The 14,171-nt window shown below is 61.5% G+C and carries 11 protein-coding genes and 1 pseudogene; 6 read left to right on the forward strand and 6 right to left on the reverse strand.

Annotated features, from left to right (window positions below):
• Nucleotides 1-416: 416 nt before the first annotated feature.
• From recQ to CRX69_RS12670, 3 genes are all read left to right on the forward strand, one after another.
• Nucleotides 417-2,543, forward strand: coding sequence for a DNA helicase RecQ (gene recQ, locus CRX69_RS12660; RefSeq protein WP_107322112.1), 2,127 nt, complete (start codon nt 417-419; stop codon nt 2,541-2,543).
• Nucleotides 2,544-2,661: 118 nt separating this feature from the next.
• Entirely contained in the window at nt 2,662-3,096 is a 435-nt protein-coding gene (locus CRX69_RS12665) for a MarR family transcriptional regulator (RefSeq protein ID WP_047226202.1), read from the forward strand.
• Between the two features lie 93 nt (nt 3,097-3,189).
• The gene (locus CRX69_RS12670) at nt 3,190-5,115 is read left to right on the forward strand and encodes a FimV/HubP family polar landmark protein (RefSeq protein ID WP_107322113.1); all 1,926 of its coding nucleotides are present in this window, start codon (nt 3,190-3,192) and stop codon (nt 5,113-5,115) included.
• Between the two features lie 126 nt (nt 5,116-5,241).
• On the opposite strand, the gene CRX69_RS12675 is transcribed toward CRX69_RS12670, so the two are convergent.
• Nucleotides 5,242-7,443, reverse strand: coding sequence for a patatin-like phospholipase family protein (locus CRX69_RS12675; protein WP_107322114.1), 2,202 nt, complete (start codon nt 7,441-7,443; stop codon nt 5,242-5,244).
• Between the two features lie 71 nt (nt 7,444-7,514).
• On the opposite strand from CRX69_RS12675, the gene CRX69_RS12680 reads away from it, so the two are divergent.
• Nucleotides 7,515-7,802: an Rdx family protein gene (locus tag CRX69_RS12680; protein WP_047226205.1), complete on the forward strand. Its 288-nt coding sequence runs from the start codon at nt 7,515-7,517 to the stop codon at nt 7,800-7,802.
• Here CRX69_RS12680 and CRX69_RS12685 read toward each other — a convergent pair.
• Nucleotides 7,796-8,689, reverse strand: coding sequence for a DMT family transporter (locus CRX69_RS12685; protein ID WP_107322115.1), 894 nt, complete (start codon nt 8,687-8,689; stop codon nt 7,796-7,798). The two genes, CRX69_RS12680 and CRX69_RS12685, sit on opposite strands and share 7 nt — an antisense overlap.
• 92 nt (nt 8,690-8,781) lie before the next feature.
• Complete coding sequence (locus tag CRX69_RS12690; protein WP_076385868.1) at nt 8,782-9,531, reverse strand: helix-turn-helix transcriptional regulator; 750 nt, start codon at nt 9,529-9,531, stop codon at nt 8,782-8,784.
• Nucleotides 9,532-9,665: 134 nt separating this feature from the next.
• Here CRX69_RS12690 and CRX69_RS12695 point away from each other — a divergent pair, with 134 nt between their 5' ends.
• Complete coding sequence (locus CRX69_RS12695) at nt 9,666-10,484, forward strand: UDP-2,3-diacylglucosamine diphosphatase (protein ID WP_047226208.1); 819 nt, start codon at nt 9,666-9,668, stop codon at nt 10,482-10,484.
• A gap of 124 nt (nt 10,485-10,608) precedes the next feature.
• Here CRX69_RS12695 and CRX69_RS12700 read toward each other — a convergent pair whose 3' ends face one another.
• Together CRX69_RS12700 and CRX69_RS12705 are read right to left on the reverse strand one after the other, a co-directional pair.
• Nucleotides 10,609-11,199, reverse strand: a complete 591-nt coding sequence (locus CRX69_RS12700) for an HD domain-containing protein (RefSeq protein ID WP_107322116.1) — start codon at nt 11,197-11,199, stop codon at nt 10,609-10,611.
• Nucleotides 11,200-11,219: 20 nt separating this feature from the next.
• Nucleotides 11,220-11,531, reverse strand: a complete 312-nt coding sequence (locus CRX69_RS12705) for an Mpo1-like protein (protein ID WP_047226210.1) — start codon at nt 11,529-11,531, stop codon at nt 11,220-11,222.
• A 161-nt stretch (nt 11,532-11,692) separates the two neighbouring features.
• Here CRX69_RS12705 and CRX69_RS12710 point away from each other — a divergent pair.
• Nucleotides 11,693-12,749 (forward strand): annotated as a pseudogene (locus CRX69_RS12710) (AraC family transcriptional regulator).
• Here CRX69_RS12710 and CRX69_RS12715 read toward each other — a convergent pair.
• On the reverse strand, nt 12,706-14,160 hold the full coding sequence (locus tag CRX69_RS12715; RefSeq protein WP_107322117.1) for a TrkH family potassium uptake protein: 1,455 nt from the start codon (nt 14,158-14,160) through the stop codon (nt 12,706-12,708). The pseudogene CRX69_RS12710 and the gene CRX69_RS12715 overlap by 44 nt on opposite strands.
• Nucleotides 14,161-14,171: the final 11 nt, after the last annotated feature.

The raw sequence follows: 14,171 nt of genomic DNA on the forward strand, positions 1-14,171 counted from the left end.
GGCTACCTTGGGGAATAAACAATGCGGGAATTCTAGGCCTTCTTGAGCGCCCAGGCCAGCCGCGTGGTGTATTTGCCTCTCCAATGCCCGGGGTGGACACAAATTTGCGCTCGCCCACAGATCAAATGTGGGAGCGAGCCTGCTCGCGATAGCGGTGGAGCAGCTTGCATTGATGTTGAATGGGCCGATGTCATCGCGAGCAGGCTCGCTCCCACAGGGACTGATGGCAACCGGAAGACCCCCGACACCTCTTGTCAGCATCACCCTTTACAACGAAACCCTCGGGTATACTGCCGCGTTTTGTGATGCCCTGCGGCGTCCCGGCGTTTCGAAACGCGCACTTACGATTTGCCGGTGCAGTGTTTTTGATTCTGAACCAGCCTTGCAGGGATGTTTCGGTGATTTTTGGAGTTTTTATGCTCGAACAGGCTCAACGCGTCCTCAAGGACATCTTCGGCTACGACAGTTTTCGTGGCCGTCAGGGTGCCATTATTGAGCGCGTGGCCAGCGGTGGCGATGCTCTGGTGCTGATGCCCACCGGCGGCGGCAAATCGTTGTGCTTCCAGGTGCCGGCGCTGTTGCGCAACGGCCTGGCGGTAGTGGTCTCGCCGCTGATTGCGTTGATGGACGACCAGGTCGCGACCCTTGAAGAGCTGGGGGTTGCAGCCGCTTCGCTGAACTCGACCCTCAGCGCCGAGCAGCAACGGGACCTGGCGGCGCGAATCAAGCGCGGTGAAATAAAAATGCTCTACCTGGCCCCGGAACGCCTGGTGCAGCCGCGCATGCTGGCGTTCCTGCAGAGCCTGGAAATCGCTCTGTTTGCCATCGACGAAGCCCACTGTGTGTCCCAATGGGGCCACGACTTCCGTCGCGAGTACCTGCAACTGGGGCAACTGGCCGAACTGTTTCCCGACGTGCCACGCATCGCCCTGACCGCCACCGCCGACAAACGCACCCGCGAAGAAATCGTCGAACGTCTGCACTTGCAGAACGCCGAGCGCTTCCTTTCGAGCTTCGACCGACCCAACATTTTCTACCGCATCGTGCCCAAGGAGCAGCCGCGCAAGCAGTTGCTGGCGTTTATTGCCGAGCGGCGCAGCGATGCCGGCATCGTTTATTGCCTGTCGCGCAAAAAGGTCGATGAAGTGGCGGCGTTTCTCTGCGAACAAGGCTTTCCGGCATTGCCGTATCACGCCGGCCTGCCCAATGACCTGCGGGCCTACCATCAGAAGCGCTTCCTCAATGAGGAAGGCCTGATCATGGTGGCCACCGTGGCGTTTGGCATGGGCATCGACAAGCCCAACGTGCGTTTCGTCGCGCACTTGGACCTGCCCAAATCCCTCGAGGCGTATTACCAGGAAACCGGGCGCGCCGGCCGTGATGGTTTGCCGGCGGACGCGTGGATGGCCTACGGCCTGCAAGACGTGGTGATGCTCAAGCAGATGCTGCAGAACTCCGAGGGCGACGAGCGCCACAAGCGTCTTGAGCAGCATAAGCTCGACGCCATGCTTTCGCTGTGCGAAGAGACCCGCTGCCGGCGCCAGACCTTGCTGGCTTATTTCGATGAAGACATGCCCCAGCCTTGCGGACATTGCGATAACTGCGTCGACGGCGTGGAAACCTGGGACGCCACCGAGCCGGCCCGCCAGGCGTTGTCGGCGATTTATCGCACCGGCCAGCGCTATGGCGTGGGGCATCTGGTGGACGTGCTGCTGGGCAAGGACAACGAAAAGGTGCGCAGCTTTGGCCACCAGCATCTTTCGGTGTTCGGTGTGGGCAAGGCACGCACGGAAAGTGAGTGGCGTTCATTGTTCCGCCAGCTCGTGGCCCGCGGGCTGGCCGATATCGACCTGGAAGGCTACGGCGGCCTGCGCCTGAGTGCGAGTTGCCGGCCGTTGCTCAAAGGCGAGGTCTCCCTCGAACTGCGCCGTGATCTCAAGCCGGCAACGGCGATCAAGAACAGCAAGAGCCAGGCCAGCCAACTGGTGCGCGGCGAAGAGCGCGACCAGTGGGAAGCCTTGCGCGCCTTGCGTCGCAAGCTGGCCGAAGAGCATGGCGTGCCGCCGTATGTGATCTTCCCCGACTCGACGCTGCTGGAGATGCTCCGCAGCCAACCCACGTCCCTGGCGGAAATGGCCCGGGTCAGTGGCGTGGGCGCGCGCAAGCTGGAGCGTTACGGCGAAGCCTTCCTCCAAGTGCTGGGCGGCGAGGTCGAGGCGCCGAAAGCGGTGGCCGATGTTCGTCACGAATTGATCACCCTGGCCCGCGCCGGCATGACCCCGTTGCAGATCGCCGGGCAACTGCAATGCTCGGAAAAGAATGTTTATACGATGCTGGCCGAGGCCATCGGCAAGCAGCAGTTGTCTTTGGAGCAGGCGTTGGATTTACCCGAGGAATTGATGGGCGAGGTGCAGGATGCGTTTCTGGACGGCGAAGGCGAGTTGCCAGCGGTGTCGGAAGTCGCAGCACTGTTTGTCGGTCGGGTTCCGGAAGGTGTCCTGTATTGTGTCAGGGCTGCGTTGCAGTCGGAATTTGAAGTCTGATCAGTGAGTTACCTTCCTTTAACGATTCACTACAGGGTAAACCTTGCCTGAATCCGAAGCTCATGCTTAGCTGACTAATAATTAGTTTTTCTCTATTTCAGATCTGATGAGTTTTTTTATGCCGTTAACCGATCAACACCGTTTTGGCATGCAGTTGGCGCAGATGTCTCGAGGCTGGCGCGCCGAGCTGGATCGTCGCCTGGCCGGGTTGGGTCTGTCTCAGGCCCGCTGGCTGGTGCTGTTGCACCTGGCCCGTTTCGAACAGGCGCCGACCCAGCGCGAACTGGCCCAGAGTGTCGCTGTCGAAGGCCCGACCCTGGCCCGGTTGCTCGACAGCCTGGAAGCTCAGGGCCTGGTGCAGCGTCAGGCCGTGGCCGAGGATCGTCGTGCCAAGAAAATCGTGCTTTGTGCACCGGCGCTGCCGCTGATCGAACAGATCGAAACCATTGCCACGCAACTGCGCCGCGAGTTGTTCGAGGGGGTCGATGAAGCCGACATGCGCGTGTGCATGCGGGTCCATGGCACGATTCTGGCCAATCTGGAAAAATCCTGAGGCATATCCCAGGCATCAGACTTTTGAGATTCGGCGGTTCGCGAACTATAACCAGTACTTAGGCGCTCAGTCTGGTAATCAAAAGGGATGCCCATGCTTGTAAGTTTGCAGTGCACGTTGCGCAGTTGGCTCAACGTGTTGGTAGTCGTGGCAGCCATGGGGTATTCGGCGTTGGCATCGGCGCTGGGGCTTGGGGAGATCACCCTCCATTCCGCCCTGAATCAGCCGTTGCGTGCCGATATCGCCCTGGTCGATGTGACCGGGGTAAGTGAAAGCGATTTGTCGGCCAGCCTGGCGAGCGCGGACGATTTCAGCCGTGCCGGCGTGGAGCGGGTGTTCTATCTCAATAGCTTGCGCTTCACGCCAGTGCTGCGCGGCGAGCGCGGCTACATTCGGGTGACCTCCAGCAAACCGGTGGAGGAACCCTTCCTCAATTTCCTGGTGCAGCTCAATCAACCCAACGGGCGTCTGCTGCGCGAATACACCGTGCTGATCGACCCACCGGGCACGCCGGGTATCGTACCGGCGCGGGACGAGCCTTCCGCCGCGGCCCAGGCAACGCGTGCGGTCAAGCCGCCTGCGGCTACTCAAGGCAAGCGCTATACCGTCGTGCAGGGAGACAACCCCTGGTCCATCGCCAAACGCCTGCATGACGCCGGCAGCAATGCTTCGGTCAATGAGCTGATGCAGGGCATCCAGGCCCTGAACCCCGGCAGTGACCGGCTTTCCGTGGGCCAGCGTTTATTGCTGCCCGATTCTGCGGTTCTGCCATCAGCGACAGAAACGGCTGCCGCCCCGGCCTCCGCCATGTCCGACGAGCAACTGGCCGCCAGCGTGCTGCAAAACGAGCAGCAACAAAAAACCATCGAGCAACTGCAGGCGCTGCTCCAGTCCCAGGACGAAGAAATCGCGAGTCAGCGCAAGCAGATCAGCGAGTTGCAGACACAACTGGCCGAGCTCACGCCAGCCCCTGCTGAATCTGCGCAGCCGGAGTCTGTGCCTGCCGCAACCCCCGCGCCGCCAGATCAAGCACCACCCGTCACAGAACCGGTCCCGGAACCAGAGGAGGGCATTAACTGGCTGTGGATAACAGCGCTGGTGGGGCTGTTGGGGTTGCTCGGGTTATTGCTGTTCCTTCGTCGGCGGCAGCAAGAACAGGCGGAAATGGAGTCCCTGCCCGAGCGTCCTGAACCGATGCTGGAAGACGACACCCAAACCTACGCTTCGACCGCCGACACGGAACAGCCTGAGGCCGCCACGTCGTTCAGCAACGGTGATGCACCTTTGGGGGACGTGCTGGAAGGGGTCGGGATTTACCTGACCTACGGTCGTTTCACCGAAGCGGCGGGATTGCTGCGCGCCGCGCTGCTGACGGAGCCCGCGCGCACCGACCTGGGCCTCAAGTTGCTGGAAGTGCTGGGCAAGCAGGGCGATACCATCGGTTTCCAGGCCCAGGAACATCATTTGTTGGCGCAGGGCATTGACGTCAGCACACTCGAAGAAATCCGCGGGCGTTATCCGAAGGTCGCCGCGGTGGCCGCGCCCATGGTCACAGAACCTCAGCCGCCGCTGACTGACGTCGCTCCTGCGTCCAGTGACGAGTTCGAACTCGATCTGGATGCGCTGTCCATGGAAACCAGTTGGGATCTTGCCGAGCCGCAGCACAGCGCCACTGAAAAAACACCTGTTGCGTCCGAAGGCTTTGGGGACTTGTCGCTTTCGAGTTTCGACGCGCCGGACCTGCAGTGGAGCGCACCTTCGGAAACCGAATCGCTGGACGATGCATTTCTCGACGGGTTTGCCGATGAAGAGCAGTCGCTGGAACTGGAGCCGATGGTCCTCGAGCCTGTCCACCAAGAGCCTCAGGTACCGGAACACTCCGACAAGCTGGAGCAGGCGCAGAACTGCATTGACGATGGCGATCTGAAAACCGCCGTCGCACTGCTGGAAGAGTTGCTCGAAGAGGGCAACGAACCTCTCAGGCAAACCGCGCGCGTGCTCCTGGCGGGGATTCGCTGAAGTCCTTTATTAGTGAGCCTGCCGGCCCCTTCGCGAGCAGGCTCGCTCCCACAGGGGATTTGCGGTGAACGCCAAGCCCGCGAACGACACGAAACCAATGTGGGGGCTGCTGCGGATACAGGGCCATCAAAACGTCTGCCCCAGATTCAGATACACCGCCCGCTCATCATCATCGTTAAACCCATAGCTGAAATTCAGTGGCCCCAACGGCGTATCAAACCCCAGGAAAATACTGGCGGCATTGATGTAGCCGCTGTCGAACTCATTGTCGTTGTTCCACGCCCGGCCGCGTTCCAGGGAGCCGCCGATGTACAGCGGGAAATCCAGCGGCAGGTAGGCTCGCGGTGTGAGCCTTCGGTAATACACAGCGCGCATCAGGCTTATGTTCTGCCCGGAGATGCCGTCTTGGCGAAAGCCCGACAGTTGCCGCGCACCACCGAGTACAAAGCTTGAAGTCACCACTTCAGCGGTGTCCAGGGTACGCCCGTAACGCCCACCGAGGATGAAGGTGTCCGGGCCGTGGCTCAGCGCCTTGTCCAGATTGAGTTCCCATTGGCGGTAACGCTGGTCGGAACCCAATCCCGGCTCATACTGGCGCCAGGTCAGGCCGATGTCTTCGCCTTCATGGGGGAAGTACACATTGTCGAAGGAGTCGAATGAATACTTCAGGTCGTAGAAGCCTTCATTGAAACTTTCGCTGGGCTGGTCGTGATCGCCAATGCGTACATCTGCCTCGCCCCAGGCTTGGCCGACACCGAAACGGATTTCGCCGCTGTTGCCAATCTGCCGGCCCAGGTTCAGGCCAAAGCCATAACGTTCGACGCGGTACTGGGCCACCGGGTCGTTGTCCAGGATGGACTCGACGTTGCGGGATTCGAATTGCCCGTAGGGTGCGATGAAGTAGCGCGAGCCGACATCCAGCGGCTGGTAGAACTCGCTGTACAGCTCCTGCTTGTCGCCAATCTGTGCCCGGGTCAGCCACTCGGCGCCGAGGCGATTGATGCCATTGACCCGATAGCTGGCGCCGAGGTTGAAAGCGCTGTCGCCGCGCATGTCGTCCGACAGGCTCAACCCCAGCCGCAGGTAATCGGTGCCGGTGCGTTTGCCCCGGGCACTGATGACCAGCGTATGGTCCGGGGCCTTGTGCACTACGCGGTATTGCACCTGCTCGAAGTAATCCAGCCCGTACAACGTGCCCATGTCGGTCTGCAAACGACCCAGGTCCAGCGGCTCGCCGACTTGCTGGCGAACGTAATAGCGAATCACGTCGTCACCGACTTTGGAGTCGTTCTCCACGCGAATGGCGGTGATGACCGGCGTGCGCTCGCTTGGGGTACGCGCCGCCATGAGCTCGGGGTCGGCCGGCTCCGTGGGGCGCAGGTGCGCCAGGCGGGCCTCGAGTATTTGGGTGGCACGGTAACCGGCGTCGATCATTTCCTGGGCGCGGCCGAAGTCTGTGGCGCCGAAGCTCGCCAGCGCCGGCTGGATCAGCACATCGTCTTCTCTGAGCGTTGCCAATTGTTCTTCTGAGTTGCGCCGGGTCATCAGGGTGGTCGACTGGTTCAGGACGTCGATCACGGTGACCAATTGCTTGCGGGTGCTCAGCGGGGTGCCGATGTCCACCACGATGGCCCTGTCCACGCCCATTTCCCGGGCCACATCCAGCGGGATGTTGTCGGTCATGCCGCCATCCACCAGCAACCGGCCGTCCAGTTCCACCGGCGCGAATACCGCCGGGATCGACATGCTGGCGCGGATGACCTTGGGCAGGTGGCCCTTGCGAAACACCACCTTCTCGCCACTGGCGATGTCGGTCGCCACGGCGCGGAAAGGGATGGGCAGTTTGTCGAAGTCCCGGGTGTCGCTGGCGTGGGCCAGCAGGCTTTCAAGCAGCAGGGCCAGGTTCTGCCCCTGGATAACGCCCAAGGGCAGGCCGAGGCTGCCGTCATCACGAAAGCTGAGTTTCTGTTTCACCAGAAAGTCCCGATCGTCCTGCTTGCGCCGGAACGGTACGTCCTTGCGCGGCGGAGCGTCGGACAGGGCCTGTTGCCAGTCGATGCCCAGGGCGAGTTTTTCCAACTCGTCGATTTTGTAACCTGAGGCATACAGTCCACCGATCACTGCGCCCATGCTGGTGCCCGCGATGGCGTCGATCTGGATGCCTTGCTCCTCCAGGGCCTTGAGCACCCCGATGTGGGCCAGGCCCCGGGCGGCGCCGCCGGACAGTACCAGGCCGATTTTCGGACGCGGCGCCTCGACGGCGGGCTCGTTGGCATGGCCGAGCAGGGGCAGCAGTAGCAGAAGCAGGCAAGGCAGCAGGCGGCGCATCGTCAATCTCGGGGCGGGCAATCAAAGGCAGGTATTATAGCGATGCCTTTGCCCCCAGGAGTTCACCCGCAATGACCGAGCACAAACCGGAAGTCGTCATCACCTATTGCACCCAATGTCAGTGGCTGCTGCGCGCCGCCTGGCTGGCTCAGGAACTGCTCAGCACGTTTAGCGACGACTTGGGCAAGGTGTCGTTGGTGCCGGGCACCGGTGGGGTGTTTCATATCAGTTGCGATGGCACGCAGATCTGGGAACGCAAGGCCGATGGTGGTTTTCCCGAGGCCAAGGTTCTCAAGCAGCGGGTCCGCGACCGGATCGACCCGGAGCGGGACCTGGGCCACAACGACCGGGTTCAGTGAGACGCGGCTTGGGCGCTTACACCCGGTTTCTTTGTGCCGCCACTGAGTTGGCTCGACATCACGATCGCGACGATGATCAGCGCGCCACCCAGCAGCATGCGCAACGTCGGGTTTTCATCGAATAGCAACCAGGCGATGGTGATGCCGTAGACCGGTTCCATGGCAAACACCACCGCCGCCGTGCGGGCCTTGATCACCGCCAGGCTGGCGACAAACAGGCTATGGGCCAGGCCGGTGCAGAACACCCCCAGCAGGGCGATCCAAAGCCAGTCGACAGGGCGCACGTCAATCAGGTGCGGCGCTGCCATTGGCAACAGGCAAAAGCCGACCACCAGGTTTTGGCACAAAGCGGCCTGTACCGGCGGCACCCGTGTGGAACCGGCGCGGTTGACCAGCGAAAGCAGCGAGAACAGCAACCCCGAAAGCACGGCCCACAGCAGGCCGGTGGTGGCGCCGCTGGCCAGGTCGAAGTGCGGTGTGACCAGCACCAGGCCGATGCTTACCATTGCCACCAACAGGATTTCATTGGCACGGATCCGCTCGCGGAAAATCAACCCTTCGAGCAACACCGTGAAGGCCGGGAAGCTGGTAAAGCCCAACGTGGCGATTGCCACACCGGCGACTTTGACCGATATGAAGAAGCTCACCCAGTGTCCGGCGAGCAATAGGCCGCCCAGCAGCAGGCGTCGAAGGTCCTGTGCGTGGAGCTTGTGCCAGCGGGCGCTGCTGGCGAAGCGGGCAAAAAACGCCAGGGCCAGCACGGCGAATACGGCGCGGCCGAACACAATGACCGCTGGCGAGGCGGCGGCGAGCTTGCCGAATACACCGGTCAGGCCAAACATGAGTGCGCCAATGTGCAGGGCGCCGAGGGCGGTACGGGGAGTCATTGCGATCCTTGTCCAACGGTTGAGCGTCTGGGTATTGAACCCGCTACCGGCCGTTCATGTCTGTCGCGATCCTCGCGTTTTTTAGCGCGAAGCTAGCGCTGGCGCCGCAGCTTGCCCGGTGAGGCGCCGAATTCGCGCAGCACTGCGGCGGCAAAGGCGCTTTGCGAGCTATAACCGACCCGGTGGGCGATTTCACCGATGGGCAGTTGCGAATCACGCAGCAGGTCCACCGCCTTGTGTAGACGGCGACTGCGGATGTAGTCCATCGGGGTTTGCCCGCATTCAGCGACGAAGCGTGCATGCAAGCGGGCACTGGAGAGCCCGGCGACCTGGGCCAGGTCCGCCACTTGCAGCGGATAGGCGGCGTACTGGTCAATGTGGGCGTTGAGCGCCGCATAGGGCAGGCGCCGGCCGCCGACGATGTCCTGGCCAGTGCCATTGAGGCTGGCCAGGAGCAGCACGGCCCCTTGTTGGGCGATCACCGGGTCGTCCACCGGGCTGCCCGCAAGCCAGCTGACCAACTGGCTTTGCCCCGCATCCAGGGGCCTGCGCGCGGCATTGTCGAGCAATCGGCGGCTGGCGTCGGCGTGATCACCCAAGGCTTGCCCGATCCAGTCATCGCTCGGCACATCCAGCACCAGGCAACGGCTGCCACGGGGGCTGCCGCAGGCGTGATGGGCACCGGCGGGTATCACCACGAAACTCTGCTGCACGACCTGGCTGCCACAACCTTCGACCTCGAAATCCAACAGCCCGGACAACCCGAACACCAGTTGGGCGTGGTCGTGGCTGTGGACAATCAGGTCGTGGCTGTAATGGCGTAGCGTCAGGGTCGGTCTCATCTCGGTCTCCCGGGGCAGGCCGTCAGCATACACCGAGGCCACGCTGCTTCGCGCTGTCATGTAACGGACTTGTATTTGTCATGGGGTATTAACCGCAGGGAGGCACAGTGGCTAAAACGATCAGAGGGTTGCCCATGACCAGCGCCGAGCTCGCCAGACCCAGCCGCAAACAGCGTGTTCGCACCTTATGGATTTCCGATGTGCACCTGGGCACCCGGGACTGCCAGGCCGAGCATTTGTCGCAGTTTCTCAAGGGCTACCATACCGACAAGATCTACCTGGTGGGTGACATCATCGACGGCTGGAAGCTGCGCGGCGGCATGTACTGGCCACAGGCTCACACCAACGTCATTCGCCGCTTGCTGACCATGAGCAAGCGCGGCACTGAGGTGATCTACGTCACCGGTAACCATGACGAATTTCTGCGGCGATATTCGAAGCTGATCCTGGGCAATATCCAATTGGTGGACGAAGCGGTGCACGTCACTGCGGACGGCCGGCATTTGCTGGTGATCCATGGCGATCAGTTCGATGTCATCACCCGGTACCACCGTTGGCTGGCATTCCTTGGCGATTCGGCCTACGAGTTCACCCTGACCCTGAACCGCTGGCTCAACCATTGGCGGGCCCGTTATGGCTACGGTTACTGGTCGTTGTCGGCGTACCTCAAGCACAAGGTCAAGACGGCGGTCAGCTTCATCAGCGACTTCGAAGAAGCCATCGCCCATGAATGTGTGAAGCGTGAGCTGCACGGCGTGGTATGCGGACACATCCACCATGCCGAGATGCGCAGGGTGGGCGAGGTGGAGTATCTCAATTGTGGCGATTGGGTCGAGTCGTGCACGGCGCTGATCGAGCATTGGGACGGCTCGATCGAGTTGTATCGGTTGGCCGATGCCCAGGCGCGGGAGGCGTTGATCCGGGCTGAGTTGAAAGTCACCGAACCGGCGTGAGCCGATCTGACGCCATCGCGGGCAAGCCTTGTTCCCACAGGTATTCACAGCCTGCGAGAGCAAGCACCACCTGTGGGAGCAAGGCTTGCCCGCGATGGACGGCGCCGCGATCCCCAGCAATCAGTCAGGCTTGAGCCTGTTCAGCCATCGCCGCCTTGTAGATCGACTGCTTCGGTGCGGCAAACAGCCTTTCCAGCATTGGCTCGAAGAAACTCAACGGCAGGGTGTCGTACTCGGCATCGAACGCCGCGGCGTCGTATCGGGCGCAGAAATCAATGGTCGCCTGGTATTGGGGATGCGCTTTGAATTGCTCGCGCAGGTGCCGGTCCATGCCCAGGTGATGGAAGAAGTAATAGCCCTGGAATATCCCGTGTTTCTCCACCATCCACAGGTTTTCGGCGCTGACGAACGGCTTGAGGATGGCGGCGGCAATGTCCGGGTGGTTGTAGCTGCCCAAGGTGTCGCCGATGTCGTGAAGCAAGGCGCAGATCACATATTCCTCGTCCCGTCCGTCACGATAGGCGCGGGTGGCGGTTTGCAGGGAATGGGTCAGGCGATCCACCGGAAAACCGCCGAAGTCGCCGTCCAGCAACTTCAAATGGGTCAGGATTCGACCCGGTAATTGCCGGGCATAGGCGCTGAAGTCGGCAGCGATGATTGCCCAGTCTTCCTCAGTACCGTCCTTCATGTGGGTAAAGCGCGCGTGGGAGTTCATGGGCAGTCCTTTGAGAGTGGCTAGAACGCAACTTTGCCCCGCAGCATGTCGCGGTACATGACGAAATCGCCGAGCAGGCTGTAGAACGGGTGCTGGAACGTGGCGGGACGGTTCTTTTCAAAGAAGAAATGCCCGACCCAGGCAAAGCCGTAGCCGGCAATGGGCAAGACGATCAGCCACCAGCCGTTGCCGACGATCAGAGCCAGGGCAACAATCAGGATGACCAGAGAGGTGCCGATAAAGTGCAAGCGCCGGCAGGTGCTGTTGCTGTGCTCGCTGAGGTAATAGGGATAGAACTCAGCGAACGTATTGAAGCGTCTGGTGTTTTCCACGACTGCGGGCTCTGTGGTTATTGTTCTGTTGGTTCTGGGCGACCAACGGTTTGATTGAAGTCTAGAGCGATCACTTGCAACGACCAGTGACAATGGGCGCCACTTTAGTATCCTTCGCAAATCCAGCCGTACCCTGCGGCTCGTCATGCAAGTAAAACGTCATGAGCGAACGAACGACTTCTTCAAGCTGGGCGATGGGGATTGTCAAGGCACTGGAAATGGACGGCCTGGATTGTCGGATGCTGTTCAAACAGCTGGGGCTGGACTATGACGCGCTGGAAGATCCAGATGCACGTTTCCCCCAGGATTCGATGACCCGACTCTGGCAACGCGCCGTGGAGTTGTCGGGCAACCCGGCCATCGCTTTGAACATGGGTAAAGTGGTGCGCCCGGCGTCGTTTCACGTGGTCGGGTATGCCTTGATGTCCAGCCGCACGCTGGTCGAGGGTTTCCAGCGGCTCGTGCGTTATCAGCGGATCATCGCTGAAAGCGCCGACCTGAGCTTTCGTCAGATGGAGGGGGGCTACGGGTTGGTTCTGACAGTGCATGGCGACCATCTCCCGCCCACCCGCCAGAGTGCCGAGGCTTCCCTGGCCTGTGCGCTGGCCATGTGCAACTGGTTAACCGGACGCACCCTGCACCCGATGAAGGTGCTGTTCCAGGGCGCCGAACCGGTTGATCTGGCGCCTTATCAACAGGCGTTTCCCGCGCCACTGATGTTCGGCGCACCTTACGACGCGTTGATCTTCGAACGTAGTGACATGGAAGCACCGTTACCCACCGCCAACGAGGCCATGGCGCAGCTCCACGACCGGTTTGCCGGTGAATACCTGGCGCGTTTTTCCGAAAGCCGCGTGACCCACCAGACCCGGCAAGTGTTGTGCCGGCTGCTGCCACGGGGCGAGCCTAAGCGTGACGTGGTGGCGCAGACGCTGCACCTGTCCCAGCGCACCTTGCAGCGACGCTTGCAGGAAGAGGGCACCACGTTCCAGAGCTTGCTCGATGACACCCGCCGCGAACTGGCCGAACAGTATCTGGCGCAGCCGGCCCTGACCCTGCTGGAAATCGCCTATCTGCTGGGCTTCGCCGACCCGAGCAATTTTTTCCGGGCCTTTCGACGCTGGTTCGACACCACGCCCGGCGAATACCGGGCGCGGTCAAACGGCCAGCCCGGTCAGTGACGCCAGAACGCCGGGATACACAGCACGAACACGGTGATGATCTCCAGTCGGCCCAGCAGCATGCCAGCCGACAGAATCCACTTGGCCGCATCCGGCAGCGGCGCAAAGTTGCCGGCCGGGCCGATGGTCTCTCCCAGTCCCGGGCCGACGCCGGACACGGTGCTGGCCGCGCCGGTCAGGGCGGTCATCCATTCCACGCCCAATAGCGAGAGCAGCAGGGCGATCACGCAGATGGTGATGGCGAAGAAGAACGAGAAGGTGAGAATCGAGCGTACGATTTCTTCGTCGAGGCGGTGGCCGTTGTATTTCTGCTTGATCACCGCGCGCGGGTGGATCAATTGCTTGAGGTTGGCCCTGAGCAGGATGTAGGCAACCTGGAAGCGGAAGATCTTGATCCCGCCGGCCGTCGAACCGGAACAGCCGCCGACGAAACCCAGGTAGAAGAACAACATCAGCGAGAAATTGCCCCACAGGCTGTAGTCTCCCAGCGCGAAGCCTGTGGTGGTGACGATCGACGTCACGTTCAACGCCACGTGCCGCAGGGCCTCCAGCCAGTGCAGGTCGGTTGTCGCCCAATACCAGGTGCCCAGTACCACCCAGGTCACCAGCAGCACCGCCAGCAGGCCTTGGACCTGTTGGTCCTTGATCAGCGCCCGGCGATTGCCCCGCAGTGTCGAGACGTACAAGGCAAACGGCAGGCTGCCGAGGATCATGATGACGATAGTGACCCAATGCACCGCCGGTTCGGTCCATTTGGCCAGGGATTTGTCCGACGTCGAGAACCCGCCGGTGGAGATCGCCGACATCGCATGGTTGATGGCATCGAACAGGTTCATCCCCGCCCACCACAGTGCGAGGGTGCCGAGAATGGTGATGCCTACATAGGACGCCACGATCAGCCGCGCCACCATGTGGGAGCGGGGCATGACTTTCTCCGAGCGGTCGGAGGATTCGGTCTGGAACAGTCTCATGCCACCGATGCGCAACAGCGGCAGGATCGCCACCGCCATCGCAATGAAGCCGATCCCGCCGAGCCAGTGCAACAACGACCGCCACATCAGGATGCCGGGGGACATGTTATCCAGGCCGCTCAGGACCGTGGCGCCGGTGGCGGTGATCCCGGACATGCTTTCGAAGAACGAGTCGGTGTAGCTGATGTGCTGGGTCAGCAGGAAGGGCAACGCGGCAAAGATACACACCACCAGCCAACTGCTGACGGTCAGCAGGTACATGTCCCTGGGGCGCAAATGTACGTGTTCCGGGCGGCCGGGAAGGACCAGGGCCAGGCCGGCGACAAAAGTGATCATGCTCGACCAGAGGAACGATGGCAGGTCGTTGGTGCGCTCGAAGATCAGCAAGGTGGCCATGGGCACGACCATGAAGATCGCCAGGGTGATCAGGAAGATGCCGATGATGAAACCAATGATCCGTAGGGTCGGCAACGCCATGAAGTCCGCTC

Origin of the sequence: Pseudomonas rhizophila, from assembly GCF_003033885.1 — a bacterium.
Taxonomy (GTDB): Bacteria; Pseudomonadota; Gammaproteobacteria; order Pseudomonadales; family Pseudomonadaceae; genus Aquipseudomonas; species Aquipseudomonas rhizophila.

Bases quoted from the DNA above. Each gene is read 5' to 3' on its own strand.
- recQ (WP_107322112.1), top strand. From the start codon at position 417: ATGCTCGAACAGGCTCAACGCGTCCTCAAGGACATCTTCGGCTACGAC.
- CRX69_RS12665 (WP_047226202.1), top strand. From the start codon at position 2,662: ATGCCGTTAACCGATCAACACCGTTTTGGCATGCAGTTGGCGCAGATG.
- CRX69_RS12670 (WP_107322113.1), top strand. From the start codon at position 3,190: ATGCTTGTAAGTTTGCAGTGCACGTTGCGCAGTTGGCTCAACGTGTTG.
- CRX69_RS12675 (WP_107322114.1), bottom strand. From the start codon at position 7,443: ATGCGCCGCCTGCTGCCTTGCCTGCTTCTGCTACTGCTGCCCCTGCTC.
- CRX69_RS12680 (WP_047226205.1), top strand. From the start codon at position 7,515: ATGACCGAGCACAAACCGGAAGTCGTCATCACCTATTGCACCCAATGT.
- CRX69_RS12685 (WP_107322115.1), bottom strand. From the start codon at position 8,689: ATGACTCCCCGTACCGCCCTCGGCGCCCTGCACATTGGCGCACTCATG.
- CRX69_RS12690 (WP_076385868.1), bottom strand. From the start codon at position 9,531: ATGAGACCGACCCTGACGCTACGCCATTACAGCCACGACCTGATTGTC.
- CRX69_RS12695 (WP_047226208.1), top strand. From the start codon at position 9,666: ATGACCAGCGCCGAGCTCGCCAGACCCAGCCGCAAACAGCGTGTTCGC.
- CRX69_RS12700 (WP_107322116.1), bottom strand. From the start codon at position 11,199: ATGAACTCCCACGCGCGCTTTACCCACATGAAGGACGGTACTGAGGAA.
- CRX69_RS12715 (WP_107322117.1), bottom strand. From the start codon at position 14,160: ATGGCGTTGCCGACCCTACGGATCATTGGTTTCATCATCGGCATCTTC.